The following is a 25,302-nucleotide window of genomic DNA, read 5'->3' as shown; positions in this document are numbered from 1 at the left end:
TTGGTGTTGGTAGGGCCGTCGGTGCTAAACCAGTTTTTCGGCACTCTCAGCGAGGGTTTCAGAGACCACGTAGGGCGAGGTACGCAGCGCCCATCCGCTCTGCCGTTCTGCGATCTGCTTCGCCCGATCTTCGGGGGTGTACCACACGGTGGTCTCCGGCAGCTCGTCTTCGAGATCGTCGACGCGAACGACCTTCGTCGAGACCGTGGGGACATCGGTGGAGGTCGGGTCGAGCTGCTGGAGCCGGATGAAGATCGTGCCCTGGTTCAAGCCGCCCGTCGACACCCAGTTCGCAACGCCAGGATCACTCTTGGAGATGACAAATGTGTAGGTCCCGTCGGGATTCGGGATGGCCTGCGAGTTGTTGAGGCTGGTCGGTTGGTTGACGTAGTCGGAAGTGATGGTCCAGTCGTTGGTAACCGGAACGGTGAAATACTCGGCCGTTCCCGGATCGACAGTCACGACCAGTGCCTCATCGTCGGCCAGGTCGAAATGTCCGATGCTCTGCATCTGGGTGGCCAGGGTGTTCGAGCCCTGGTTGGCCGGCTGCGGCAGTGTGTTGACGGGGGCCTTTCCTGACAGCGGGAGCCAGGCGTCCGTCGAGGCGTTGACCGACTGCATCATGATGCCGTTGGCAATCGCGGCGACCGCGGCCGGGGGGACCTCCGTGTTGGTGCCACTGACCTGTTCGATCGACAGGTCCACCGCCTGTTGGCTGTTCCAGTCCGTCACCGTGTCGCGCACGAAGATCATCTGTGTGCCCGGCGGAAGGTAGAGATGGTTCGGTTGCCCGATCTTGGTCGGGTCGCTGTCGGCGGTGATGGTGAAGGTGCCGTCCGGGTTGACCTGCAGATCGTCCGCGGTGATGATCGATGCAGCCTGCCCGGTCTGGCCGACCTGCGCGGTGATGTTCAGGTCGGACGGCAACTCGCCGTTGACCTTTCCGTGGATGACGTAGGAACTACCGGGGTTGACGAAGGCCATCCGGTACATGGTGTCGGGGTTGTCGTAATAGACCCGCGTTCCGCCGAGCCCCGTACCGTCTTCGGTGTGTGGTGCGGCGGCGATCCAGATGAAGGAGGGCCTGCCGGCCTGAGCGTCCGCCATGTTCACCGCGGCCAATGCGGCGTAGTTGGCGTACTCATCGACAGCCGCGTCGAGCAGCGCCATGTTCTGCTCATCGACCCCGCCGGTGTCCGCAAACGTCAGTTGTTGTGTCGCCAGCCATTTGGCCTTGAGGGCTGCCTTTGATGCGTCCAGCGCTCCGGACTCGATGAGCGCGGCGGCACGCTCTTCGCTGCTGATCTGTTCCGGTGTCAGCAGTGGGCTGGTCTGCGGCGCCGTGACGACTGTGACCGTCGTGCTCGCGGTGTGTTTGATGCCGAACAACCCCTTCAGTCCCAGTGGATCCCCGGCAGTATCGTTCGCTGTGACGGTGAAGGTGTCCGTTCCACCATTGGCCAGCGTTTGTGGGTTGGGCACGTACTTGAAGGAGCCGTCCTGGTTGAGGGTGACCGTTCCGTTATCCGGACCGTCCGTAACCGTGAGCCGCAGGTTGTCGTTGTTGGGGTCCGTCGCGACGACTGAGCCGTAGATCGCGCCGTTCAACTGCTTGGTCTTGGTGGCGTCGTACGAGATACTCGGGGCCTTGTTGTTCACGACGGAATCCAACTCGCGGCGGACCAATGCGAGCAGGCCCTGGAACAGTTGCGGCCGCATGGGTGAATTGGGCGTCGAGCCGAGGGTCGGGGCCAACACGTTCTTCACTGCTGCCGCAACGACACCCAGCGGTGTCGAGGCCACGACTGACGGAGCGTCGGCCGCAGCGGTGAGGATCGCATCCGGTGGCGCAGCCGGTAGGTGCGACGTGACGAGCGAGGCGACGGGTTTCACTGCGGAGGTGAGGCTGTCCAGCGACACAGGGTTCAGAGTCGGGAGCTTGGGAAGCGCGTTCACTGCCTCGGTGAGGATTTCGGATGCGGCCGGGTTCGCGGGCAGGTGCGACGTGACGAGCTTGGTGAGCGGTTTGACCGCGTCGGTGAAGTCGTTGCCGGCCGCGGGACCGCGCGTCGGGAGTTCGGGAAGTGCCGAGAATGCCTCCGTGAAGTTCTCTGAAGAGGGGAGTGTTGACGGCAGGTGCGACCTGACGAGTGTGGTGAGCGGTTCCACGGCCTCGGTGAGGTCAATGGTCGGTGCGGGGGCCGGCTTCGGGAGCTTGGGAAGTGACGACAACGCGTCGGTGAGCGCCGCGGTGGGTCGCTTCACCGCGTCCCTGAGCCCGCCGATCCTGGCCTTGACAGTTTCAGCGGGCTTCGCGGTTGGTGCGTCATCTGCTGCGTCCGCCGAACCGGTCGTCGACGAACCGCCACCAGTCGCCGTATCGGCTTTTGCCTTCGACCAACCCGAATGCTTCTTCTGCGTTGCAACGCCTTTGGAACGCAGCGACGGACGTGGTGTGGATGCCGAGGCCCCGCGGTCGGTCGCGTTCCGCGCCGCAGCTTGCCCGGTCTCAGAACTCTGACTTGACGACGGGGTGCTGGAGGTACCGTCGTCGGCCCAGGCGACGCCGTGTCCGAATACCGTCGCACCCACGCCGAGTGCGAGGGCCAATCCGCCGACCCGGCCGATATATCTTGCAGCGCTCATGATTTGGATTCCTTTCAAGTTTGGTTGTGGGTGGGTCAGTCTTGGTCGGCCGGTTCGAATCGGACGTCTAGGCGATCCGGGCCGCGCAGCTCGGTCCCGAGCTTGCCGGTGATCTTCACGCTGTCCGGATCGATGAGCTCAAGCTCGGAAAAGCGCTCAAGGAGAACGCGCAGCGCAACCTCCATCTGCGTGGTTGCCAAGGCCATGCCCAGGCAGACATGCGGCCCTGACCCGAAACTCAGCGGAGCCGAGGCGTGACGGCTGATGTCGAACCGGTCGGGATCGTCGAATACGTCGGGATCCCGGTTGGCGGCTGAGATGGCGAGCAGCAACCAGGTGCCGGCTTTGATGTCAATGCCGTGCCACGTGACGTCAGTCGTCGCCAATCGCGGCACGATCACGGGGCCGGGCTCCCAGCGCAACGCCTCTTGGACCGCCCACTTGACCTCACCAGGATTGTTGCGCAGACTCGCGAGTTGCTCAGGGTGGATCAGCAAGGAGGACAGCATGTTTCCCATGCTCAGATACGTGGTGTCCACTCCGGCCGGGAACAGAAGTCGGACAAAGGAGTAGATCTCTTCATCGCTCAGGCCGACGCCGTCGACCTCCACCGTCACCAATTTCGACAACAGGTCATCGCCTGGCGCCCGCCGCTTCTCGGCGACGAGGGGTGCCAGGTACTCGGTGAACGCGGCCGACGCGCGCATGGCACTTTCCGGATCCGTCGGATAGAAGAAAAGATCGTGGGCCCACCGGGCGAACGACGGATAGTCCTCCACGGGTAGGCCCAACAGTTCGTTGGTCACCAGGAACGGGAACAAGTGGGTGAACTGGCCGACCAGATCCGCGGTTTCATCGTCGGCAAACCCGTCGACCAGGTTGTGCGCGATAGGTTCGAGCAGTTCAGCGCTGTAGGTCTTCATCAGCGCGCGCCGGAACTCCGGAGACACCAATGCCCGGTTCATCCGATGCTCGTCGCCTGTCATGCATTGCAGCGTCTTGCCCATCACCGGTTCGGTCATCAACCCGTACAGGGCCTTGGCCGGGAACGTTTCCTCGTCCTTGAAAGCGGCGCCCACCAACTCGTTGGCCAGGATGATGAACGCGGGCATGCCGTGAAACAGCGCAGGAGCGTAGGCCCCATTTGCGCGAAGTGACCGCAGCACCCCGTGAAAGTCCGTCAAGTGATCGGTGCCGAAGTCGATCAACTTGTCGCTGATTGCAGCGCTCACCGCTGCCCTCCTATCTGCTCAGGAAACGCCATGATCAGCGCACTCCTCGATCGGTGACGAATATTCGTTGTTATTGATGCGAATATGCGTTGCAGACGCTAGAGCGGGGTGATCGAGCGATGCAACGCGATGTCCCAGTGACAGAGACAACTGCCCACGGTGCAATGTGAGGTAGATCGCTCAGGAGGCGGGTGCATCCGCCGCGACATCCGTCGGGTTTCCCGGTGCTAGGTTTCATGGACCTCGAAACCGATCCGCGACGGGACGTGTCCGCCGCGCAGATAGGAACCCCGTGAATTCGCCGATGCCGGACACCGCCAGGGCGGGATCGCCGCCCACTGAACGGGTGGTCGCGATCGTTGAGTTTCTGGCCGCGGAATCCGAACCGAGCTCGGTGGCGTCGATTGCCACACGGTTGGAGCTGAGTCGTTCCACCGCGACGGCAATTCTGGGAGCACTCGAACGCGCAGGCTGGGTCCAGCGCCATGCGGACCTTCGGTATTCGCTCGGGGCCGGGCTGTACGGGGTCGCCGACGCGGTCAGGGAATCGATGCCGTTGTCGCACAGATTCGATGAGGCGCTCGAGGACCTTGCTCAGCGGACTGAATGCGACGTAAGCCTGGTGCTGGTCGGCGCTTCCACGTTGACATTTCTGGCGGTAGCCCGCGGTCACGGCCAGGTGCCGGCAGGCGTTCGGGCAGGTGTTCACCTACCGCTGACGGCGCCCTTGGGTGCCACGGTGGTTGCGCATCGTGACCGTCAGGCGCAGGAAGCGTGGCTGAGCACCGCCGACCGGGGCAATCAGCGATTGCTCAACGGCCTTCTCGCGCATATCCGCCAGACGGGTGTTGCCGTCTTCGGGCTCGGGGACGCCAGCCCGGGGATTCTGCTCGTGCTAACCGAAGTTGCACAGATGCTTGCCGAGCGGCCGAGGCGCGGCCGACTTCAGCAGCAGGTATACGAACTCCTCGCCGGTCTCGCCGGAAATCCATACACGGCAACACAATTGGCGTCAGAATCCGAACTTTCGGTGAGTTACCTCACCGCTCCGATATTCAGCGATGGCCGTGCGGTGTACGAACTGCAACTGGGGCCGATGGAGCATGCGGTCAGTCCGGCGAAACGAGCTATGTACGTCAGCGAGCTTCAGGGGGCCGCGCACTCGCTCAGCGCCCCTGAGTCACCCTCCTGAGCGTCCGGGTCGCGGCTGGAAGGCCCGATCAGTACATCGTCACCAACGGCTGATCGACGGGCACCACATAGGTGGACAGCATCAGGGTCCGCACGCTGCCGACGTTGTGCGCATTGTGGACGACGCCGGCCGGGATCAGGAACGGGTCGCCAGAATGCAGATGCTGGGTCGGGCGGTCGTCGAACACCATGTCGACGTCTCCCTGGACGATGTAGCCCACTTCCGGCCCGGGATGGCTGTGCCGGCCGGACTCCTTGCCGACTGGGATCTCGAACCTGGTCTGGATGATCTCGAACCCCGGTGTGGGAGCGGCCGAACGCTGAAGCTCGGTGCGGGAGACCCCCGCGGTCGGATCATCGGCGAGCGCGGCCGGGGCGGTGAGGGCCGCGACGGCGCTCGCAGCGAGGGCGGTCAGGACGAGGCGGGTGCGTGTCATGCCTCCATCACAGTGGCCTCAGACGATCAAGTCCAACGATGGTTCTAGATGGAAGTCATTTCTGATACCGATGACTACTTCACGTTTGTAACGCCATGGTGGGAATCCCGCTGATTCACCGCCATGGCGTTACAAACGCGGATCAGGCTCGCGGCAGCGATACCGGCACGGTCTGCAGGCCGGGGCTCACCGGAACTGCGGGAGCCACGGGAGCTACGGGAGCCGCCGGGGTCCCCGCCGCGCCGGGCACGCCGGCTACCCGAGGAACGCCGGCCACGCCTGGTACCTGACCGGGCACCTGAGGAACCTGGCCGGGCAAGACTGGTGCGGCGGGCGCCGCCACGACGCCGGGCATCTGGCCGGGCACCTGTCCCACGACACCGGGAACCTGGCCGGGCATCGGGGCGACCTGGCCGGGCAGGGCCGGAGCAGGCGCCGCCGGGGCGGGCGGAGCGGCGGCCGCCGCCGCGTTCTGGTTGAGCACCCGCAGCAGGTCGGGCTTCATCTGCTGCAGCTGCGATCCCCAGTAGTTCCAGTTGTGGGTGCCGTTCGGCGGGAATTCGAACCGTGCGTTGCGCCCGCCGGCTGCCACATACTTCTGCTGGAACTCCTTGTTGGAGTTGATGGTGATGTTCTCCAGGAACTGCGCGCTGTACATCGTGCCGAAGTTGCCGTCGGAACCGTCGAGTTCAGACGGAACACCGTTGCCGCAGTACACCCAGATCGCGGTGTTGTTGGCCACCAGCCGGTTGATGTTGACCGTCGGGTCGTTACGACGCCAGGCCGGATCGCTGGAAATGCCCCACATGTCGGTCGAGTTGTAGCCGCCCGCGTCCTTCATCGCGAAGCCGATCATGGTGGGCCACAGTCCCTGTGAGGGATTCATGAAGCCGGACAGGGCACCGGCGAAGATGAACTGGGTGGGATGCCAGATCGCCAGGGTGAGGGCCGCCCCGCCGGACATCGACAGCCCGACGACGGCGTTGCCGGTGGGCGCGACATCGTGCTTGGCGGCCAGGTAGGCCGGAAGTTCTTGGGTCAGAAAGGTTTCCCACTTGTAGGTGGTGGTCCCCGCGCTACCGGCCGCAGGGCGGTACCAATCGCTGTAGAAGCTGGACTGCCCACCCACGGGCATGACGACGGAGATCCCCGACTTGTAGAACCACTCGAACGCGGCGGTGTTGATGTCCCAGCCGTTGTCGTCATCCTGGGCGCGCAGGCCGTCGAGCAGGTACAGCGCGTGCGGACCGCCGCCCTGGAACTGCACGGTGATATCGCGACCCATCGCGGCGGACGGCACCTGCAGGCGTTCCACCGGCAGCCCATCGCGCGAATACGCCGCGGCGGTCGGTATCGGCGCGGCCATCACCAGCGCCGGCAACATCAACCCCGCGATCGTCGCGGCCGCCACGCGGCGCGACATCCGACCGATCATTCTCAGTCTCACACCGCGCACGCTAACAACGGGTGATCAGCACTTACAGGGGCCGCGCGCGGCGTAACCCCTCCGTTATCAAGGTGATTCGGTTCCGATGCGGGGTGAGCCCGATCGGCGCCACTCCCGCGGCGACAGGCCGTGCATCCTGCGGAACTGGCGGGTGAAGTAGCCCGGGTCGGCCATTCCCACCCGCATGGCGACTTCGGCCACGGATAGGTCCGTATCCCCCAGGAGGTCGCGAGCCCGGCTCATCCTGCGCTCGTTGATCCACTCGCCGACGGTGCGTCCGGTCCGTCGGCGCACCACCGTGGTGAGATGACCCGCCGTCATTCCGACCTCGGCGGCGACGTCGCTGAGCGAAAGCGGCTCCGACAACCGGCGGTCGATCACCGCGAACACCTCGGCCAGCAACGGTTCACCGCTGCGCCGCAGGTCGCCGACCACGTCGTGGGCGAGTCGGGCCAGGTCGATGAGTAGCAGGGTCAGATGGGCCAGCACGGCTTGGTGATAGCCCTCGCGACGACTGTCCAGCTCAGCCTCGATCGATCGGATCATGCTGCCCCACAGCGGTTGCCGATCGGCGGGCACCAGCAATTGCAGTAGTCCACCGGACCGGCCATGGATGAACGGGAACAGCAGCGGGTGGGCCTGCCAGGTCGGCCAGGGCGACCCTGCTTCGTTCCCGAGCGCGGTGGGATCGAAAAACACCCCGAACCCGTCGGACTCGGCGATCAGCGGCCGTGGATCGATCACCTCGCCCGCGGCGACCACAAAGACGACTCCGTCGCCCGGTACGTACCAGAGCACGGGGAAGTCGTGGATGTGCGGTCGGTGTTCGGGGAGTTCCGCGCGCCGGCCCCGCGTCACCGACACCGGTGGCGTGTCGCGGTCCGTCCAGTAGCGGTAGACCGGGACACCATCGCGGTGCCGGACCAAGCGGGAAGCGTCGGGCACAACACCAAAGATAATCCTGATATTGCCAATCTTCACCCAACTATCCCTGGACCCACCCGCTGGACCATGGAGTTCATGACCGAACATCGTCCACATCTTCTGCACAACCGGCATGACTACCTGCCTGCCGCAGGCCACGACGTGTTCCTGCCCGGCTACGACCTCCTGACCCGGGCCCTCGGGATGAACCCGGCCTATCGCGACCTGGTCGCACGGGCGGCGCTCTCGGATGGCCAGCGAGTCATCGAAATAGGTTGTGGAACCGGAAATCTCACCCTCAGAGCCAAGAAGGCGTACCCGGGCGCCGACATTGTGGGGACCGACCCCGATCCGCGGGCGCTGCAGCGGGCGGAGCGAAAAGCCAAGGGCATGAGTGGTATCGCGTTCACACGGGCCTATGCCCAGGACCTACCGTTCGGTGACGGAGAGTTCGACCAGGCGCTGTCCTCGATGATGTTGCACCACCTGGACGAAGCGACCAAGGCGTCCGCCGCCGGTGAGCTGTTCCGGGTGCTGAAGCCGGGCGGCCGACTGCACATCGTCGACGTGCGTGGCGACGCCCTCCCTCGGCTGTTCGAGGACGCGGGTTTCGATTGCGCGGTGGTGGGATCCGGGAGTATCCGGCTGGCCGGAAAGCTCACGTACCTCCGCGCGACTCGTCGGGCGTGAACGCGGCGGGGTTGGCAAGCGAGATGAGCAGGCTCGACGGCGCGTCTCCGCCCTGACGGATCCGGTAGGTGCCGCCTTCCAGCGCCTGCCGGGCCGGTTGAGTGGGCACCAGGTGCGGGAAGTCGTAGGTGGTGAGCGTGAGCCGCAGCCGGTGGCCCGGCTCGATCAGCGCTGCGGTGGGGAAGACGTCCAGGTCGTAGCGCGTCAGCTCACCGGGCACCACCGGCTCGACGGCGGCGCGGGTGCTGAGGTGGTGAGGCCGCAGAACTTCCCGATCTGGTCCATCCGCCAGATACCACGTCGCCTCCGGATCCAATGCCCGATGGGATCCGAGCAGCGCGCCCTGGGTCAGTGGGCGGCTGGCGCCGTCCGGCGCCACGTCGTCGAGGTGAGCCACCCACAGCGTCTCCGTGGTGTCGGCCGTCGCGTGCAGCGTCAATGTCACTGGGCCTGCGATGAGTTGGGCTTCGGTGAACTCGGCCGTGGTGTACGTCAGCGCCTCGCGCTGCAGCCGGCGGTTGTCGAGGTCGTAGCGGATTCGCCGCCCGGTCTGGGCGGCCATGAAGCTGCCCATGCCCAGCGTCCACTGCTCCAGGCTGCGTCCGGATATCGGACCGCGCACCGCATAGCGCAGCGTGGCCTCGGTCAGCTCGGTGGCCGGTTGGGCGGTCAGATGCCCGCCCTCGGCCAGGTACAGCCGGGTCGGCGTCGCCTCGGGGAACGGATAGTCCTGTGCCTGGAACCAGGATTGGCCGGCGATGGCCTGGAAGCGGATCGGCGCCCCGGTGACCTCGGCCTCGGTGTCGTCCTTGAGCCAGCGGTCGAACCAGCGGAGCTGCAGCGCATGGACGTGCAGACCGTCCATGTCGGAGACGTGATACCAGGGGCCCATGATCAGCTGGACCCGGTCGGAGAGCGGCTGACCGGGCTCCATCGGAGCGTTGGGCGGCCGGCCCGTGTAGGCGTTCTGCAGCGCGGCGTAGTTCAGCGGTGCGCCGCGCTGGAACGCATCGTGCCAGCCACCGATCAAGAACACCGCGACGTTGTTCTTGGCGATGTCGGGCAGTACGTCCGAGGCGCGCATGGTGTCCCAGAACGGCCCGTCGAAGGCGGTGTCCCCGCCGGCGGTGGCGTCGCCGATCATGGCGCGGAAGTACTGGCGCTGAGCGCGCCCACGTTGGCGCACGGCTGCAAGGCCGCCGGCCCGGGGTCGCTCATGAGTGCCGCGCTTGGCGAACTCCAGAGCCGGGTTGACCACATTGAGCAGTGAATACACCGCGCCGTAGGCACGCACCGTGCGCATGTGCGGTACGCCACCCATCGTGACCACATCGCGGTAGAAGTCGTTGGCGGCCATCACCGGGAAGATCGCCTTCAGCGGCGAGTCGGGGCCCACCGCAGCGGCGGTGAGAAGCTGGTTCATGGCCAGATAGGAGATACCGAACATCCCTACCCGCCCGTTGGAATTCGGCAGCCGCGCAGCCCAATTCACCAGATCGACACCGTCCTGGACCTGAACGGCGCCGAGCATCTCAAACGATCCGCCGGAGGCCCCGGTACCGCGCACATCGGCCATCACCTCGATGTATCCGCGCCGAATCAGGTACGGGGTGGCCCCGCCGCCGATCTGGGCGGCCGGCGGCGGCGCCTTCTTGCCGTAGGGCGTCATGGACAGCAGCACCGGGAACGGGCCTGCCGCCGGTGCCCCCGTCTCGGGGTCCGTCGGATAGTGGATGTCGGCCCGCAGCACGGTGCCGTCGGAGACGCGGACCGCCACGTTGTGGTGGACGCCGACGCCGTAGCGGGCCGGGGGCGGTGTCCAGGCCGGTTCCAGTGGCGATGGATTGCGCTTACGGGGGCGGGGCGCCGATCGTCCGGCCACCCTCCTGCCGCCGTTGCCTCGGACCACCTGCCACGGGTTCGCCATTCGTCCTCCTTGACGCGTGTCGGCCTGGCTCCACGTTATGACGCGCGGCTCCCGGCCTCGGGATGGCCCCACGCCACGCGGGGTCACAGCAAAGTCTGTCGGACCGCCGTGCGCACCACGCCGCGCAGCCACTGATGGCGCGCGTCGTTGTCGAAGGCCGGGTGCCAGACCATCCGGTAGGCCATGGTGGCGATCTCGTCCGGTGCGTTCAGGACCCGAAATTCGCCGGCCGGGATGAGGGTGTTGACGCATTGGCTGGGCAACGTGGCGATCAGGTCCGTGCCGGGCAGCAGCCGTGCTGCCACCGAATGGTAGGGAATGGTCACCGCGGGCTGCCGGGGGCGGCCGAGCTTGTGCAGCGGCAGATCGATGTCGGGCTGGATTCCGTCATGGACGTCGACGATCACATGGCGTGCTCGGGCGTAGTCGGTCAGCGTGATGCGCTCGTGTGCGGTCAGTGGGTGGTCGGCGGCGACCACACAGACGAAGCGCTCGACCAGCAACTCCTCGGAGTGCAGCTCCGCGGTCGTGTAGCCGCCGAACAGCCCGAGGTCGACGCCCGAATCGCGAATCTGTTCGGCGACACCCTCGCGGCTCCAGCTGTGGAAGCGCACCGGTGCCGTCGACTGGCGGATCACTTCCTGGCAGATGGCGGGACCGAAGGCCTGCACTGCGTAGTCGGTCGCTGCCAGGCGCACCGGTGTGGTGGCGGTCTGGGGGTCGAAATACTCAGGGGCGAACATTGTTTCGAGCTGGGGGAGGACTGTGAGCAACTGCGTTCGGACGGACTCCGCGCGTGCGGTCAGCCGGTACCCGGTCGCGTCACGGATCAGCAGCGGATCGTCCAGCAGGCGGCGCAGCCGCTGCAGGGCGCGGCTCATGGCGGGCTGGCTCAAGCCGACGCGCTCGGCGGCGCGGGACACCTGTCGCTCTTCCAGCAGTGCCACCAGCGGCGGGATCAGGTTGAGGTCGATCCGCTCGATATGCGTCGCACGCATACCGCACATATTAACTATGCATGTGACTTATAGGTGCGGTCCTGCCACGCTGGATGACAGATACAGAAGGGACCTGACCGTGAAGATTTCCGGCAACACCATCTTCATTCCGGGCTCGACCAGCGGCATCGGCCTGGCACTGGCACTGGCCCTGGCCGCCAAAGGCAATACCGTGATCGTCGGTGGCCGACGTACCGAGTTACTGGAACAGATCGCCACCGAACACCCCGAGCTGGAGACTGTCCGGATCGACACCGCCGATCCGGACAGCATCACCGCGGCCGCCGCGACGGTGCTGGGCGATCACCCCGATCTGAATGTCGTGATCGCAATGGCAGGCATCATGGCGATCGAGGACTGGCATACGCCCGAGGGCTTTCTGCGCTCGGCGGAGGCCACCATCACCACGAATGTGCTTGGCCCCATTCGGCTTATCGCGGCCTTCACCGAGCATCTGCAGGCACAGCCGGACGCCACGATCATCACGGTGTCCTCGGGCCTGGCCTTCGCGCCCCTGCGGGCCACGCCGAGTTACAACGCTTCCAAGGCGGCCATCCACATGCTGACCGAATCGGTGCGGATGCAACTGGCCGACACCAGCGTCGAGCTGGTCGAGCTGATCCCGCCCTCGGTGGCCACCGACCTGGTGCCAGGCCAGCGGGAGAGCAGTTTCGCCATGCCCCTCGACGACTTCGTCTCCGAGGTGGTCGATCTGCTGGAGCGCCGGCCCGACGCCAAGGAAATCCAGGTGGACCGGGTCAAATTTTTGCGCTACGGCGAGGCGCGGGGGGACTACGACGAGGTGGTTGCCACCCTCAATGCCGCTGACCCGCACGGTCATTGAAACGGCATTGAGGATGGCGCCCGATACTTATCCAGCCATGAACTCCGAGTAGGCCGAGGCCAGCTCGGGTGACAGCGCCGTCACGTTGCACGCGCGCTGGGTGTCCCCGATCGGAGCCAAGATGCCGCGCAGGTCGTTGTACTCCTGCGGGTTGGCCGTGAAGTACCCGCGCAGCGTGGCCGCGGCCTGCGGACGCGGCTGGCTGAACGCGGTGGTCACGGCCTGGTTGGCGCCGGGGTGACTTTCCAGATAAGCGCGTGCCGCACCGGTGGTGCTGCTGACGGTGCCGGCCACCCCGCTGGCACTGCAGTCGGGTGCGGCCGCCGCCGTCGGTGCGCCGATCATTGCCGCGGCCACCCCGCCGAGGAGTCCCGCGGCACAAGCGCCGGCAATTCCGCGGCGCGCGGTGATACCAGTGAATTTCATGATCATTTTCCTTCGGGATTCTGGGATTCCCCGCCCGAATTCGAAAGTAACCGCAATGCGGGCGAGCAAAACATCGGAAGGCTGAAACGGCTGTGACGGCTGTGGTGGTGTTACAGCGCTACCGCGTGAATTGCGCCTCAATGCCGCAGAATAACGACCGATGATCTTGAAATGTCTCAGAGACGGGTTGTCATTCTTAATTGATCGTGATCTGCGGCGCCGGGCGTAGTGACCCAATCGTTATCCGGGGCGCACTCAGCTAACTGATCCGCTCACTGCTTGAGGGTTAGCCCGGCCAGCGAGTTGCGCAAGCCGCCATCGCGGTAGATCTGTACACCGGCCACCGCCAGCATGATCGCGGCCGTTGCCAGGTGCACGACCGCGTCGGTGATGTTGTTGGGGAAGGCGAATATGTAGGCGACCTGATTCGAGAAGAACGCCCAGATGCCCGGCAACGCGCCGGCCACCGCGGCCAGCAGCAGATAGAGCACCGCCCAGGATTTTCGCCGGCACAACACCAGGCCGGGACCGAACAAGGCCAGGCCCGCCACCGCATGCCAGCCGTTGTAATCCATCCCGAAAATGGGTGTGGTCGGTGCGTCCGGGCCGATGGCGAAACTCGGCTCGGCAATGAAGCCGATGATTGCCTGCACCACATGAAACAGCGAGATGATCAGCAGGCCCCATTGCGCAAAACTCCACCGCCGGCCGTGCGCGTGAGGAGGATTATCAGGCACAGTGCGGGACGTTACGTCTACTACAACGTGTAGTCAATGGTTTCGGTGCCGACCCTCACCAGGTGTCGACGAACCGCACACTCGGTGCGGGTCGTTCATGCTGGGCGGCCGCGGCCAGCGTGGCGGCGATCAGCTCCCGGGTTTCCGCCGGGTCGACGACATCGTCGATCTCGAACAGCGCGGCGGAGTTGAGCGCACGCGCATTCTCCTCGGCCGCCGCCGTGGCGGCCCGCACTGCCTGCTCACGCTCGTCGTCATCGGCGATGGACTCCAGCTCTTTACGCATACCCAGGCGGACGGCTCCCTCCAGGCCCATCGGACCCAGATGGGCACCCGGCCATGCCACCGTGAGCAGCGGTTCATGGAGGCTGCCCCCACACATCGCTTGTGCCCCAAGGCCGTAACCCCGCCGTAGGATCACCGCGACCAGCGGCACCGTCAGCGCCGCACCGGCGACCAGCAGCCGGGAACCGCGCCGCACCAGGGCTTCGGCTTCTGCCGCCGGGCCCACCATGTAGCCGGGGCAGTCGACCAGCGAAACGACCGGCAGCCCGAACGCATTGCACAGCTGCAGGAACCGGGCGGCCTTGTCGGACGCCGTGGCGGTGATGGCACCGGCCCTGACCATGGTGTTGTTGGCGATGACGCCCACCGGCCTGCCATCGACGCGGGCCAGCGCCGTCACCATCTCCGGGGCGAACTTCTCCCTCAGAACAGTGACCGAATCGGCGTCGCCCAGCGTCTCGATGATGGGTGCAACCGGGTATGCGCGCCGTGCGCGTTCGGGAACCATTGCACGCAAGGCGGTTTGGTCGGCAGCCGGTCCCGGGTCGGCAGGCCCGGAGAAGTAGCCCATCAGCTTCTTGGTGGCCACGACCGCCTGCGCCTCGTCTGCCACCACGACATCGACGACGCCGTTGGGCGCCTGCACCGAGATCGGGCCGACGTCGTCGGGAGCAACGTCACCGAGGCCACCGCCGGCGATCATCGCCGGTCCGCCCATGCCGATCGAGCTGTCCTCGGTCGCGACGATCAGATCGGCCGCGCCGGCGATCACCGCATTGCCCGCGAAACACCGGCCCTTGACCACGGCGATACGCGGCACCACCCCGGACAGCCCCGCCCACAGCGCGAAAGCGCGGACCTCCAGGGAGGACACCGTCGGATAGTCGGTGTCACCCGGGCGTCCGCCGCCGCCCTCGGCGAAGAACACCGTCGGCAACTTCAAACGCTCGATGATCTCGAACAGCCGGTCCTTCTTCCGATGGCCCAGGGCGCCTTGAGTTCCGGCCAGCACGGTGTAGTCGTAGGACAGCACCGCGCACGCCGCACCGCCGATCCGTGCCGTCCCGGCCAGCAGCCCGTCGGCCGGCGTGCGTTCGATCAGGTCATCGAGGCTGCGACGCCGCCGTTGAGCCGCGATCGCAAACCGCCCGTACTCGACGAACGAACCCTCGTCGACCAGGTCGGCGATGTTCTCCCGTGCCGTGCGACCCCCGGCCGCGTGCCGGCGGGCGACCGCGTCGGGCCTGCCCGCGTCCCGTGTCAACCCCCTCCGGCGCAGCAGTTCGGCCAGATCGTCGCGAAGCGGTTCGTCGGGCATCGGCAGGACTCCTAGTCGACCGGGATCTCGGCGGAGATCCGGTTCAGCACCGCCGGATAGCGATTGGCTTCCAGATGTGCTCCGGGCTTTCCACTGCTGACGACCGCGGCCGACAGGCTGCGCTGCGGGTCGGCCCACACCGCGATGTCGACCAGGCCGGTGTGCCCGAATGCCGCGGGGGTGTTGCGGCCGAACGGCCCGAAGCGCTTGCCGCCCAGCATGTATCCGGTTCCCCAGCGCATCGGCTTGAGGCCGGTCGCCACATCTGGTCGCATCCGCCGACAGGGTCTCGTCGCGGCTTGCAGGGTCTCCGGTTTCATGATCCGGACTCCGTCGAGTTCGCCTCCGCGGCGAAGGATTTCGGCGAATCGCGACAGCTCGTCGGCGTTGGAGACGGTGGTCGACGACGGGATGACGCTGGTGAGGAACAACGGGGTGTTGCTCAGCGGGATGATGCGGTCCAGCGTTCCGCCCACCGCGGCCCGGAACGCCGCGGCGATCGGCGCCGGCAGCGGCTTGCCGGTGACGTGGCTGGGCGCCACGAGTGGGACCTCTTCGGGGGCAACGCCGTAATTGGTCCACCGGAAACCCAGCGGCTCGAGGATCTCGCCGGCCAGGATGTCGCGGATGTTGCGCCCGGTGGCCGCCGAGACGATCTCACGGACCAGCGGGCCCCAGGTCAGGCCGTGATAGATGTGCACCAGACCGGGCCGGTAGACCGGTTTGAGCAGAGCCAACTGCTCGCGGGTGTACTCGCTGTCGTCCACCCGGGTGACGTCCGGGCGCGGTCCGGTGTGGATCGGGACGCCGGCACTGTGGGTGATCACGTGGCGGATGGTGGTGCGGTCCTTGCCATGGCTGGTGTAGTTGGGCAGGTAGTCGCAGACCCGGTCGTCGAGGGAGAAGTGTCCCTGCTCGACGAGCATGTGCACCACCGTCGTGCTGATCGCCTTGGCTGCCGAGTAGACACAGAACGGGGTTTCGGTGGTGACGGGAATCTTCTCGGCATCCGGGGCATCGGTCGGGCCGTTGCCCCAGCCGTGGCCGATCGCCCGGTTCAGCACCGTTTTTCCGTTGCGCCGCAGGCACACCTGGATGGCCGGGTGCATACCGGAGCCGTACCAGTGCCGGACCGATTCCCAGATCCGCTCGACGGCCCTCGGGTCGATCTCGGAGTGGTCCTCCTCGCCGATGTCGGTGACGGAGTCCAGGTCTGCGGGGAGGGTGATCTTGCCGTCTTGGCTCATGCGGTCTTCCTGGTCAGGGTGGCGGAAAGGTGGTGCTGCAGTGGCTGTCCGACCGCGCCCATCTGCAGGTTGTAGGTCAGCTGGTCGCCCTGGATCTGGATGGAACGTGACAGTGCCGCAACATTTTTGGCCGACGCGGTCAGCCCGATGGTGGTCGCGGTGAGCTCCATGTCGATACGTTCGGCGTCGACGCGCAACGTGCCCTCCTGGATCTCGGTGATCCCGGTCGGGTGCGCCAGTACCCACTCGACCCGCCCAGGCGCCGGGACTCGCAGGTATCCGGTCTCGGCGTGCAGCGGCCGGCCGTCGTCGCGGGCCCTGGTGCGTTGACTGTAGGTCAAAAACGGCTTGCCGACGTGACCGAAGGTGACCTCTTCGAGGTACTCGAACGATTCGATCGTCGGGTACTCCCCGGCGCCGGGTCCGGCCCAGGTGCCGAGCAGGGGGGCCAGCGCGGTCAGGTTCGGGTGGAGGTCAGGCACAACGACAGGGTACGGCGATGCCGGCTCAGCCTCCGGTATAGGCCTGGACGGTGCGATCTGCGGCTGCGCGCGCCTGGGCGGGATCCTCGCCGGCGGCCAGATCCGCCTGGTACCAGAGTTCACTGGCCGCCGTCATGAAGCCGCGACCCTCTTCGCCGGCCGACCAGGCCGCACCCTCCTCAGGTGTGATGCGGTCACCACCGGAGAGGTAGCCGGCAAGCCCGAGAAGTGCGGAGTCCCAACCCACTCCGACCGCACCCGGCCCGAACTGCAGCCAGAACTCGTCGTCGTCGCCGGAGTGCATGATGTGGTCGAGCGTGAAGGTGGCCCGGCCCTCACCGGCGTCGGTGATGGTGACCTCGACCCAGCTGGTGGCGCCCATGGCCTCCCACGTCGTGGTGAAGGAACGGGGCGGATCGCAGGTCAGCACCTCTCCCGAGGCGTTTCCTTCCAGCTGGAAACGACCGCCTACCCGCAGATCGCCGGTGATGGGCAGGAACCAGCGCCCGATCCGCTCGATGCTGGTGCAGGCATCCCACAGATCGGCGGCGTCGGTGTCGTAGGTCTGGCTGACGCTGACGACGCGTGCCTCCCGGGCTTCGAACGTCTTGCGGCCCACACTGCGGCGGACCTCGTTGAGCTGCTGTCGGACGTCGATCACTGGGAAGCCTCCTTGTTCGTGGTTCTTCTTCGTTCCCGCCTACCGCGCGCGATCTCGGTTGCCAGTGCATCCAGGTGCGGCGTCCAATTGCGCCGGAACCGCTCCAGCCAGCGGTCGACCTCGAGCAGCGGCGTGGTGTCGACGCTGTAGAGCCGGCGGGTTCCTTCGGCTCGCACGGTGGCGAAACCGTTGTCCCGCAAGACCTTGAGGTGCTGGGAGACCGCAGGCTGGCTGATCTCGAATTCGGTCCGGATCACCTCGGTGATGGCGCCGGAGGACATTTCACCGGACTGGATGAGCTCGAGTATCCGCCTGCGCACCGGATCGCCGAGGATGTCGAACGCGTGCACGTGATCAGATTAGAAGCGGTCACTTATATAAGTCAAGGGTTTTTATTGTGCCCGCCGGTGTGCGCGATCACCATCGCCTGAGCCGTGGGTTCATCGAGCTGCGGCTGACGTGCCCGCTTGGTGGTCGCATACACCGTGAAGCCCGACACCTCCAGGGCGGCGCAGACCGTGGCCACGTCGTGGCGCAGGAACTCCAACGACACGTCCCGACCGAAGGCGTGGCCGTAGACCGCCGTATCGCCGTCGGTTTGAAAGCCCAGCAGCAACCACCCCGGGGCGGAAAGGAGCCGGCGGAATTCGGTGAACAACTCGGGCAGGGTCTCGGCCGGGGTGTGAATGATCGAGTACCACGCGCACACCGCATCGAAGGATCCGGCCGGGTACGGCAGGTCGAACATGTCCGCGGTCTGAAACCGCAGCTCCGGGCAGCGTTTCCTGGCCAGGGACACCATCGCCGAGGACCCGTCGACGCCTGCGGCACGAAGTCCGCACGCGGCAAGCTCGGCGGCCGCGTCACCGGGACCGCACCCCACATCGAGCACCGTCTTGCCGCCGTCGTGGGAGACCAACTCGGCGAAGGACCGCAGCATTGCGCGATCCAGCGGGCGGTCATCGAACTGGCCGGCAAAGGCTCGGGCGTACTCGGCCGCGATCAAGTCGTACTGCTCGCATGCCCGGCCAGCCACGGCGCCCACTCTAGGCAGCCGTAAGATTCCGCAGGTGAGCACGCCTGCCAACCATGCCGCCAGGCTGCGCGGCGGGCTGGTGGGCGCGTGCTCGGCACTGACTGCAACGGTCGCGCACGCCGCGGCCGGTGGCATGGTCCCGGCGAGCAGCCCGCTGATCGTGTTGTTGTTGCTGTGCGCGGCGCTCGGTGCCGCCGTCGGTGGGCTGAAACCGCAGACGCGCTCGGGCCGGGCCGGCCTGCTGATCGCCGGTCTCGGCGCCGGGCAGTTCCTCGGTCACTTCGTACTGGCGATGTCCGGTCATCACCACGCGTCATCGCTTCTCACCGTGCCCATGGCCGGGATGCACGCCGCCGCCGCGGTGGGCCTCGGTGTGCTGATCGGCGTGGCCGAGTATCTGTTCGTGGTCTGCGCGTCGGTGCTGACCTGGCTGCGGGTTTTCGCCACCGCCCAGATCCGCCCCTCGATCCGCGATCCCTGGTGGCCCTCGAACGTCGTTGTCGCGCGGCCCGTTCTGCTGCGCACCGGTCTGGGGATGCGAGCACCGCCGGCGGTGTCCGGCATGGGCTTCTGACGCCCCTTCCTTCTTTCGGCAGCCCGTCGACTGACGGGCCTCACTCCTTTGTTGCGCCCGCGTGCGCACTCCACAGTTCTTTTCCGCGAAGGCATTTCCATGACCATCACCCCCGACGATCAACTGCGCGAGGAATCCCCTCCCTCCACCCCAAGCCGCTCCATCCGCCCCCTGCTGGTGCGCTTGCACTTCTACGCCGGCGTCTTCGTCGGTCCGTTCATCCTCATCGCAGCCGTCACGGGTCTGCTCTACGCCCTGATCCCGCAGATCGACACGTTCGTGTACCGGCACGAGCTGACGGTCGAGCGGGTCGGGTCCGAGCGCATGCCGCTGGCCGACCAGGTGGCCGCGGCCCGCCACGCCCATCCTGAGGGCACGGTGGAAAGCATCCGTCCGCCGGTGGACGCCGACGAGACCACTCAGATCCGGCTCGTGGTGGGCCCGGAGTTCAAGGACATCCCGGCGGACTACTCGCGCACGGTGTTCGTCGACCCCTACACCGGCGAGGTGCGCGGCGCGCTGACCACCTACGGGCAGTGGATGCCGCTGCGGGCCTGGTTCGACGAGCTGCACCGCAACCTGCATCTGGGTGCCGTCGGCCGCAACTACAGCGAGCTGGCGGCCAGCTGGATGTGGGTGATCGCCCTGGCCGGGGTCGGCCTGTGGGTCATGCGGCGCCGGGAGAACCGCACGATGCGCGATCTGGTTCTGCCCGACCGCAGCGCCTCGGGTCGTCGCCGCACGCTGTCCTGGCACGGCGCGGTGGGGGTGTGGACGGTGGCGATCCTGTTGGCTTTGTCGGTTTCGGGCATCACCTGGTCTCGTTATGCGGGGGAGACGGTCAACGGCATCCAGGCGAACCTGAACACCACGGCGCCCACCGTGGATACGTCCCTGTCCGGCACCACCCCGGCAGCGACGGCTGCCCACCACGGCCACCACGGCGGCCGGTCCGAGCTCGGCGGAGCTGACACCGTGTTGCGCGCCGCCGAGCAGGCGGGGTTGCGTGGCCCGATGTGGATGTACCCGCCGACCGAATCCGGTCAGGCGTGGAAAGTGGCCGAGCGTAAACGTGATTGGCCGACCCGTGCCGACGAGATCGCGGTCGAACCTGATTCCGGCAAGGTGACAGACCGGGTGAACTTCGCGCAGTGGCCGTTGCTGGCCAAGCTCACCGACTGGACGATCGATGCTCATATGGGCCTGTTGTTCGGGGTCGCCAACCAGGTCGTGCTGGCACTCACCATGGTCGGGCTGATCACCGTCATCGTGCGTGGTTACCGGATGTGGTGGCAGCGCAGGCCGACCCGGGGTTCGGCATGGGCCGTGGGCCGCCCGCCGCTGCGTGGGGCGCTGGGCCAGTTGCCTCCCTGGGCCAGCGTGGCCGTGTTGATGGTCGCGGGGGCGCTCGGCTGGGCCCTGCCGCTGTTCGGGTTGAGCCTGGTGGCGTTCGTGGTGGTAGACGCGCTCGTGGCGTTCCGGAAACGGGGCCGGCGCCGGAGTTGATCGGCCGGTCTGGAGCCACCGGGCGCAGTTGTCCTGCACAGAGCCCACGGCGCTGATCTACGCTCGCGGTATGACCGATCACGACAAAGCCGCGGCGCGGCGCGAAATCGCCGACGCTCTGCTCAACGCCCTCAACCGGCGCCACGAAGTGCTCGACGTGATCGTGGAGGCCGACGATCGTGCGGCGGCCGTCGAGGCGGTTGCCCAACTGCTCGGCACCTCGCACGTCGCGGCCGAGGCGGTCGTGGGGCTGTCGTTCGCCCAGATCACCAAGGACTCGCGCCGCGCGATCGCCGCGGAACTCGACGACCTGAACAGCCAGCTCAGCTTCACGGTGTCCGAGCGGCCGGCGGCTTCGGGTGAATCGCTGGAGCTACGGGCATTCAGCGCCGACGCCGACCGCGACATCTTCACTGCCAGGACCACCGACGTCGGTGCCTCCGGTGACGGGTCGGGTGCGCCCGCCTCCGACGTCGACGACGAGATCCGTGCCGCCCTGAGCCGGGTGGATGCCGAAGAGGCCGCCTGGTTCGTGGCCTTGGAGGGAGATCAGAAGGTCGGGATGGTGTTCGGCGAGCTGACCCACGGCGAGGTCAACGTCCGGATCTGGATCCACCCGGACTTCCGCAAGCGCGGTTACGGCACCGCTGCCCTGCGTAAATGCCGGTCAGAGATGGCGACCTATTTCCCGGCGGTACCGATGGTGGTGCGGGCGCCGGGCGCGGTACCCGGCGCATAGCCCGATCGGCATTCAGCCGGTGCGCAGGCTGGTGACGATCAGGCGGGCCATGTCTTCGGCCCGCTGCCGGGAATATTCCTGTCCCTCGGACAGGATCGGATAGACCACGCCGCCGAGTAGGGCGTCGGCGGCGGCCGACGCCAGGCCGGCATCGATGTGTTCGGCCAGCAGTCGGTTGCGCGCAGATTCGACCAGTGGCCGGCTGAACCCTGCCCGCAGCCGCGCTGCGGTGTCCTCGTGCTCGAGTGAGGCCGCCGTCAGGATGCGCAGCATCGCGTTGCCCCGTTTGGTGGTCAGCGCGGCGGCCAGCGTGCCGGCCCAGGAGACCAGGTCCGCGGTGACATCGCCGGTGTGCGGCATGGTGGCCAGGATCTTGTCGGCGTCTTCGAGCAGCACGTCGGCGACCAGCGCGGGGCGGCTGGGCCACCAGCGGTAGATGGTCTGCTTGCCGACCCCGGCCCGCGCCGCCACCGCTTCGATACTCAACCCGTCAAACCCTCGCTCCAGCAGCAGTGCGCGCGTGGCCTCGATGATGGCCACGCGCGATCTCTCGCTGCGGCGCCGCGGAGGCGTCGCTGGCTCGGTCGTCGGGGTGGTCGGCATGTCCTGGTCGGTCCTCCGCAGGGATCTTTACACGGAAAGCTACCCGCCGTAGTCTCCCACAAGACGAGACGTAGCGTCTCGTAAACTTGGAGAACGTCGAACGCAAGGGCGCATGAGAACAAAGAAACTGGTCATCGGGGCCAGCGGATTCCTCGGCTCACATGTCGCCCGGCGGCTGGTCGAGCGAGGTGAGGACGTCAGGGTGCTGATCCGCAGCACCAGCTCCACCCGGGGGATCGACGACCTCGACATCGAGCGCGTCTACGGCGACATCTTCGATCCCGAGTCGGTGCGCGAGGCGATGGACGACTGTGACGTGGTGTACTACTGCGTCGTCGACGCCAGGGCCTGGCTGAGCGACCCCGCGCCGCTGTGGCGGACCAATGTCGAAGGGCTGCAAGAAGTTCTGGACGTCGCCGTAGAGGCGGGGTTGAGCAAGTTCGTCTTCACCAGCTCGATCGCCACGATCGGCATCGCCGAATCCGGGCGCGCCACCGAGGATCTGCGGCACAACTGGCTCGACATCGGCGGAGACTACGTGCACACCAGGGTGCTCGCGGAACAGATGGTGCTGCGCTACGCACGCGAGCATGGGCTGCCCGCGGTCGCGATGTGCGTCGCCAACACCTACGGCCCCGGGGACTGGCTGCCGACGCCGCACGGCGGTCTGGTCGCCGCCGCGGTGCGGGGCAAGATGCCGTTCTACGTCAAGGGAGCGGCAGCGGAGACAGTAGGCATCGCTGACGCCGCCGAGGCGCTGATCCTGGCCGGCGAACGGGGCCGGATCGGTGAGCGCTACATCGTGTCCGAGAGCTTTATGACCGCCCAGGAGATCTACCAAACCGCTTGTGCGGCTGTTGATGTCGATCCGCCCCGGCGTGGTGTCCCCATCCGTGTGCTGGCGGCCGCGGGCGCGATCGTCGATCCATTGGCCCGGCTGCGCAAGAAGGAGAACCAGCTCAGTCCCCTGACGGTGCGGTTGATGCACGTGATGTCGCCGATGGACCACAGCAAGGCGGTTCGCGAGCTCGGCTGGCAGCCGCGTCCGACGACGGAGGCGATCGCCGAAGGGGCACGGTTCTTCACGTCCAACTCCTATACGTCGAGGCGGCGCGTATGACCACCCACGTATCGATCGCGCTGACCCCTGAGCAGCAACAATTGGGCGAAGCCGTCGCACACTTCGCGGCCCGGCATGCTCCCGTCGACGGGACCCGGGCGGTGCTCGACGAGCTGGCCTCCGGGCAGTTGCCGCCGTGGTGGCCCGCATTGGTGGACAACGGGTTTCATGCGGTGCACCTGCCTGAGGCCGTTGGCGGGCAGGGCGGCGGGCTCGAGGACATGGCCTGCGTGCTGGAAGCCGCGGGCTCGGCACTGTTGCCGGGGCCGTTGCTCGCCACGGCGATTGCCGGGGCGGCAATGGTCCGCCAGCAGAGCCCGGCTGCCCAGACCTTGCTCAAGGAGATCGCCGAAGGAGCCACCGCCGTCGTGGTGGCCGGCGAGCAGTCCGACTTCCAAGGCCGGGCCGTCGGCGACGGTTGGCTGCTCACCGGCTCGTCGGGCGTGGCCATGGGGCTGGGATCGGCGCAGCGCATCGTGGTGCCGTTCGCCGACGAGACGGGAGACCTGCGCTGGGCCGTCCTCAATCCGGTTGAGGGACAGGTTGAATTGCGCCGCGGCACCGACCTCACCACCGATCTGGGTGTCCTGCGGCTGAGTGATGACGCGGTCCCCGCCACCGCGGTCCTGACCGACATGGACGCCGACCTGGTCACCGATCTGACCGTCGCGTTCACCGCCTCGGTTGCCGCCGGTATCACCCAGTGGTGTGTGGACATCGTCACCGAGCATCTGCGTAGCCGCGAACAGTTCGGCAAGCCGATCGGCACGTTCCAGGCGTTGCAACACAAAGCGGCCATGCTGCTGGTCAACAGTGCGCTTGCGACGGCATCGGCCTGGGATGCGGTGCGGGCCCTCGGTGGATCCACGGACGCCGAGCAGCATCGGCTCGCCGCCTGCTCGGCGGCGGTGATGGCGGTCATGCCGGTACCGGGCCTGGTACTCGAGGCACTCACCATGCTCGGCGCGATCGGATTCACCTGGGAACACAACCTGCACCTGTACTGGCGCCGAGCCACCAGCCTGGCCGCATCGATCGGCCCGATGTCGCGGTGGACCCGCAACCTCGGCGAGCTGTCGGCCACCTCCGCCCGGGACATGACGGTGAACCTCGGTGAGTCCGACGCCGAGTTCCGGGCCCGGGTAGGCACAACGCTGGATCGTGCCCTCACCCTGTCCGACACCGGTTTCAGCCGCCAGGGCGACTATCCGGAGTTCGCCGTCGGCCCACGGCGCGAGCTGATCGCCGATGCGGGCCTGATCGCCCCGCACTGGCCCGCACCGTGGGGATGCGACGCGACGGTGCGCCAGCAGCTCATCGTAGACGAGGAGTTCGCCCTGCGCCCCGGCCTGGTACGGCCGTCGGTGGGTATCGCCGAGTGGATCCTGCCGAGCCTGATGGCGGCCGGATCCGAGGAACTGCAACAACGTTTCGTGCCCACCACGTTGCGCGGCGAGCTGTCGTGGTGCCAGCTGTTCAGCGAGCCGGGAGCAGGCTCGGACCTGGCTTCGCTCAGTACCCGCGCCGTGCGCGTGGACGGCGGCTGGAAGATCAACGGGCACAAGATCTGGACCTCATTGGCGCACCGGGCCGATTTCGGTGCGTTGCTGGCCCGTACCGACCCTGATGCTCCCAAGCACGGCGGCATCGGCTACTTCATCCTCGACATGCGTTCCCCCGGAGTGGAATTCCGGCAGATCACCCAATCCAGCGGGCGGGCCGAGTTCAACGAGGTGTTCCTGACCGACGTCTTCGTGCCCGACGAGATGCTGCTGGGGGATCCGGTGTCGGGCTGGCAGCTGGCCATCAGCACCATGGCACACGAACGGGTCGCGATCAGCGGATACGTCAACATCGACCGGATGGGCGCGCTGCGCGAACTCGTCGGGGTGAGCCCTGACCCGGACCCGATGCGCCACGCCATCGGCGAGATCGATGCCTACACCAACGCACTCAAGGCGCTCGGCGTGCGTGAGACGTTGCGCCTGCTCGACGGGCAGGCACCGGGACCGGCGTCGAGCATCGCCAAGGTGGCCACCAACGTGATGCTGCGCCGGGCCGCTGAGCTCACGCTGCGTCTGACCGGACCGCTGGCAATGGAATTCGACAGCCAACCCGCGGTGGCGTCGCCCTATCTGGACTTGCCCGCCGAGTTGATCGGCGGCGGCACCACCGAGATCCAGCTCAACATCATTGCCCAGCTGATCCTGGGCCTACCGCGTAAGTGAGGAT

At 66.8% G+C, this 25,302-nt stretch carries 24 protein-coding genes; 8 read left to right on the top strand and 16 right to left on the bottom strand.

Features of this window, described 5'->3' with window-relative positions; all coding sequences use genetic code 11:
* Positions 1-24: 24 nt before the first annotated feature.
* Entirely contained in the window at positions 25-2,646 is a 2,622-nt protein-coding gene (locus E0T84_RS17235) for an Ig-like domain-containing protein (RefSeq protein ID WP_138745040.1), read from the bottom strand.
* A 35-nt stretch (positions 2,647-2,681) separates the two neighbouring features.
* A complete protein-coding gene (locus E0T84_RS17230) occupies positions 2,682-3,878 on the bottom strand; it encodes a cytochrome P450 (protein ID WP_138745039.1) in 1,197 nt (398 codons plus the stop codon).
* Positions 3,879-4,170: 292 nt separating this feature from the next.
* Between E0T84_RS17230 and E0T84_RS17225 the strand changes: the two genes are divergently transcribed.
* Complete coding sequence (locus E0T84_RS17225) at positions 4,171-5,070, top strand: helix-turn-helix domain-containing protein (RefSeq protein ID WP_249383670.1); 900 nt, start codon at positions 4,171-4,173, stop codon at positions 5,068-5,070.
* A gap of 28 nt (positions 5,071-5,098) precedes the next feature.
* Here E0T84_RS17225 and E0T84_RS17220 read toward each other — a convergent pair whose 3' ends face one another.
* The 3 genes from E0T84_RS17220 to E0T84_RS17210 all read right to left on the bottom strand — a co-directional run bounded on the left by E0T84_RS17220 (position 5,099) and on the right by E0T84_RS17210 (position 7,898).
* Complete coding sequence (locus tag E0T84_RS17220) at positions 5,099-5,506, bottom strand: cupin domain-containing protein (protein WP_138745038.1); 408 nt, start codon at positions 5,504-5,506, stop codon at positions 5,099-5,101.
* A gap of 142 nt (positions 5,507-5,648) precedes the next feature.
* Entirely contained in the window at positions 5,649-6,953 is a 1,305-nt protein-coding gene (locus E0T84_RS17215; RefSeq protein ID WP_371726026.1) for an esterase family protein, read from the bottom strand.
* A gap of 66 nt (positions 6,954-7,019) precedes the next feature.
* On the bottom strand, positions 7,020-7,898 hold the full coding sequence (locus tag E0T84_RS17210) for an AraC family transcriptional regulator (RefSeq protein ID WP_138745037.1): 879 nt from the start codon (positions 7,896-7,898) through the stop codon (positions 7,020-7,022).
* 75 nt (positions 7,899-7,973) lie between these two features.
* On the opposite strand from E0T84_RS17210, the gene E0T84_RS17205 reads away from it, so the two are divergent.
* Positions 7,974-8,567 carry a class I SAM-dependent methyltransferase gene (locus E0T84_RS17205; protein ID WP_138745036.1) on the top strand — a complete coding sequence of 198 codons (594 nt, stop codon included), beginning with the start codon at positions 7,974-7,976 and terminating at the stop codon, positions 8,565-8,567.
* Here E0T84_RS17205 and E0T84_RS17200 read toward each other — a convergent pair.
* Together E0T84_RS17200 and E0T84_RS17195 are read right to left on the bottom strand one after the other, a co-directional pair.
* Positions 8,536-10,494 carry a CocE/NonD family hydrolase gene (locus E0T84_RS17200; protein ID WP_138745035.1) on the bottom strand — a complete coding sequence of 653 codons (1,959 nt, stop codon included), beginning with the start codon at positions 10,492-10,494 and terminating at the stop codon, positions 8,536-8,538. The two genes, E0T84_RS17205 and E0T84_RS17200, sit on opposite strands and share 32 nt — an antisense overlap.
* 83 nt (positions 10,495-10,577) lie before the next feature.
* Entirely contained in the window at positions 10,578-11,492 is a 915-nt protein-coding gene (locus tag E0T84_RS17195) for a LysR family transcriptional regulator (protein WP_138745034.1), read from the bottom strand.
* Positions 11,493-11,571: 79 nt separating this feature from the next.
* On the opposite strand from E0T84_RS17195, the gene E0T84_RS17190 reads away from it, so the two are divergent.
* The gene (locus tag E0T84_RS17190; RefSeq protein WP_070185749.1) at positions 11,572-12,336 is read left to right on the top strand and encodes an SDR family oxidoreductase; all 765 of its coding nucleotides are present in this window, start codon (positions 11,572-11,574) and stop codon (positions 12,334-12,336) included.
* 27 nt (positions 12,337-12,363) lie between these two features.
* Here the strand turns inward: E0T84_RS17190 and E0T84_RS17185 are convergent, their stop codons facing one another.
* The 8 genes from E0T84_RS17185 to E0T84_RS17150 all read right to left on the bottom strand — a co-directional run bounded on the left by E0T84_RS17185 (position 12,364) and on the right by E0T84_RS17150 (position 18,528).
* Complete coding sequence (locus E0T84_RS17185; protein WP_070945866.1) at positions 12,364-12,762, bottom strand: heme-binding protein; 399 nt, start codon at positions 12,760-12,762, stop codon at positions 12,364-12,366.
* 272 nt (positions 12,763-13,034) lie between these two features.
* Entirely contained in the window at positions 13,035-13,499 is a 465-nt protein-coding gene (locus E0T84_RS17180; protein WP_138745033.1) for a DUF4383 domain-containing protein, read from the bottom strand.
* 55 nt (positions 13,500-13,554) lie between these two features.
* Positions 13,555-15,102 carry an acyl-CoA carboxylase subunit beta gene (locus E0T84_RS17175; protein WP_138745032.1) on the bottom strand — a complete coding sequence of 516 codons (1,548 nt, stop codon included), beginning with the start codon at positions 15,100-15,102 and terminating at the stop codon, positions 13,555-13,557.
* Between the two features lie 11 nt (positions 15,103-15,113).
* Entirely contained in the window at positions 15,114-16,349 is a 1,236-nt protein-coding gene (gene lipE, locus E0T84_RS17170) for a lipase LipE (protein ID WP_070185746.1), read from the bottom strand.
* On the bottom strand, positions 16,346-16,831 hold the full coding sequence (locus tag E0T84_RS17165; protein WP_070185745.1) for a peroxynitrite isomerase: 486 nt from the start codon (positions 16,829-16,831) through the stop codon (positions 16,346-16,348). The genes lipE and E0T84_RS17165 overlap by 4 nt, the downstream gene beginning before the upstream one ends.
* 25 nt (positions 16,832-16,856) lie before the next feature.
* Positions 16,857-17,492, bottom strand: coding sequence for an SRPBCC family protein (locus tag E0T84_RS17160; RefSeq protein ID WP_070185744.1), 636 nt, complete (start codon positions 17,490-17,492; stop codon positions 16,857-16,859).
* The gene (locus tag E0T84_RS17155) at positions 17,489-17,842 is read right to left on the bottom strand and encodes a helix-turn-helix transcriptional regulator (RefSeq protein ID WP_070185743.1); all 354 of its coding nucleotides are present in this window, start codon (positions 17,840-17,842) and stop codon (positions 17,489-17,491) included. Before E0T84_RS17155 ends, E0T84_RS17160 begins: the two co-directional genes overlap by 4 nt.
* A 32-nt stretch (positions 17,843-17,874) precedes the next feature.
* Complete coding sequence (locus E0T84_RS17150) at positions 17,875-18,528, bottom strand: class I SAM-dependent methyltransferase (protein ID WP_083284046.1); 654 nt, start codon at positions 18,526-18,528, stop codon at positions 17,875-17,877.
* Between the two features lie 34 nt (positions 18,529-18,562).
* On the opposite strand from E0T84_RS17150, the gene E0T84_RS17145 reads away from it, so the two are divergent.
* From E0T84_RS17145 to E0T84_RS17135, 3 genes are all read left to right on the top strand, one after another.
* The gene (locus tag E0T84_RS17145) at positions 18,563-19,102 is read left to right on the top strand and encodes a hypothetical protein (RefSeq protein WP_070185742.1); all 540 of its coding nucleotides are present in this window, start codon (positions 18,563-18,565) and stop codon (positions 19,100-19,102) included.
* 99 nt (positions 19,103-19,201) lie between these two features.
* Complete coding sequence (locus E0T84_RS17140) at positions 19,202-20,608, top strand: PepSY domain-containing protein (RefSeq protein ID WP_075910410.1); 1,407 nt, start codon at positions 19,202-19,204, stop codon at positions 20,606-20,608.
* 70 nt (positions 20,609-20,678) lie between these two features.
* Complete coding sequence (locus E0T84_RS17135; RefSeq protein ID WP_070185740.1) at positions 20,679-21,347, top strand: GNAT family N-acetyltransferase; 669 nt, start codon at positions 20,679-20,681, stop codon at positions 21,345-21,347.
* Between the two features lie 12 nt (positions 21,348-21,359).
* On the opposite strand, the gene E0T84_RS17130 is transcribed toward E0T84_RS17135, so the two are convergent.
* Positions 21,360-21,950: a TetR/AcrR family transcriptional regulator gene (locus tag E0T84_RS17130; RefSeq protein ID WP_070185739.1), complete on the bottom strand. Its 591-nt coding sequence runs from the start codon at positions 21,948-21,950 to the stop codon at positions 21,360-21,362.
* A gap of 112 nt (positions 21,951-22,062) precedes the next feature.
* Between E0T84_RS17130 and E0T84_RS17125 the strand changes: the two genes are divergently transcribed.
* Both E0T84_RS17125 and E0T84_RS17120 read left to right on the top strand, forming a co-directional pair.
* Positions 22,063-23,070 (top strand): NAD-dependent epimerase/dehydratase family protein, encoded by a 1,008-nt coding sequence (locus tag E0T84_RS17125; RefSeq protein WP_070185738.1) that lies wholly within the window; start codon positions 22,063-22,065, stop codon positions 23,068-23,070.
* Entirely contained in the window at positions 23,067-25,298 is a 2,232-nt protein-coding gene (locus E0T84_RS17120; protein WP_070185737.1) for an acyl-CoA dehydrogenase, read from the top strand. Before E0T84_RS17125 ends, E0T84_RS17120 begins: the two co-directional genes overlap by 4 nt.
* Positions 25,299-25,302 lie beyond the last annotated feature (4 nt).

The organism is Mycobacterium sp. DBP42, from assembly GCF_005924235.1.
In the GTDB taxonomy this organism is placed as follows: Bacteria; Actinomycetota; Actinomycetes; order Mycobacteriales; family Mycobacteriaceae; genus Mycobacterium; species Mycobacterium syngnathidarum.
Note: the sequence above shows the minus strand (reverse complement) of the source record. Positions and strands in the feature narration are given on the sequence as shown.

Coding starts and splice junctions, on each gene's coding strand:
- E0T84_RS17235 (WP_138745040.1), bottom strand. CDS start 2,646: ATGAGCGCTGCAAGATATATCGGCCGGGTCGGCGGATTGGCCCTCGCA.
- E0T84_RS17220 (WP_138745038.1), bottom strand. CDS start 5,506: ATGACACGCACCCGCCTCGTCCTGACCGCCCTCGCTGCGAGCGCCGTC.
- E0T84_RS17205 (WP_138745036.1), top strand. CDS start 7,974: ATGACCGAACATCGTCCACATCTTCTGCACAACCGGCATGACTACCTG.
- E0T84_RS17200 (WP_138745035.1), bottom strand. CDS start 10,494: ATGGCGAACCCGTGGCAGGTGGTCCGAGGCAACGGCGGCAGGAGGGTG.
- E0T84_RS17195 (WP_138745034.1), bottom strand. CDS start 11,492: ATGCGTGCGACGCATATCGAGCGGATCGACCTCAACCTGATCCCGCCG.
- E0T84_RS17185 (WP_070945866.1), bottom strand. CDS start 12,762: ATGAAATTCACTGGTATCACCGCGCGCCGCGGAATTGCCGGCGCTTGT.
- E0T84_RS17175 (WP_138745032.1), bottom strand. CDS start 15,102: ATGCCCGACGAACCGCTTCGCGACGATCTGGCCGAACTGCTGCGCCGG.
- lipE (WP_070185746.1), bottom strand. CDS start 16,349: ATGAGCCAAGACGGCAAGATCACCCTCCCCGCAGACCTGGACTCCGTC.
- E0T84_RS17140 (WP_075910410.1), top strand. CDS start 19,202: ATGACCATCACCCCCGACGATCAACTGCGCGAGGAATCCCCTCCCTCC.
- E0T84_RS17135 (WP_070185740.1), top strand. CDS start 20,679: ATGACCGATCACGACAAAGCCGCGGCGCGGCGCGAAATCGCCGACGCT.
- E0T84_RS17130 (WP_070185739.1), bottom strand. CDS start 21,950: ATGCCGACCACCCCGACGACCGAGCCAGCGACGCCTCCGCGGCGCCGC.
- E0T84_RS17125 (WP_070185738.1), top strand. CDS start 22,063: ATGAGAACAAAGAAACTGGTCATCGGGGCCAGCGGATTCCTCGGCTCA.
- E0T84_RS17120 (WP_070185737.1), top strand. CDS start 23,067: ATGACCACCCACGTATCGATCGCGCTGACCCCTGAGCAGCAACAATTG.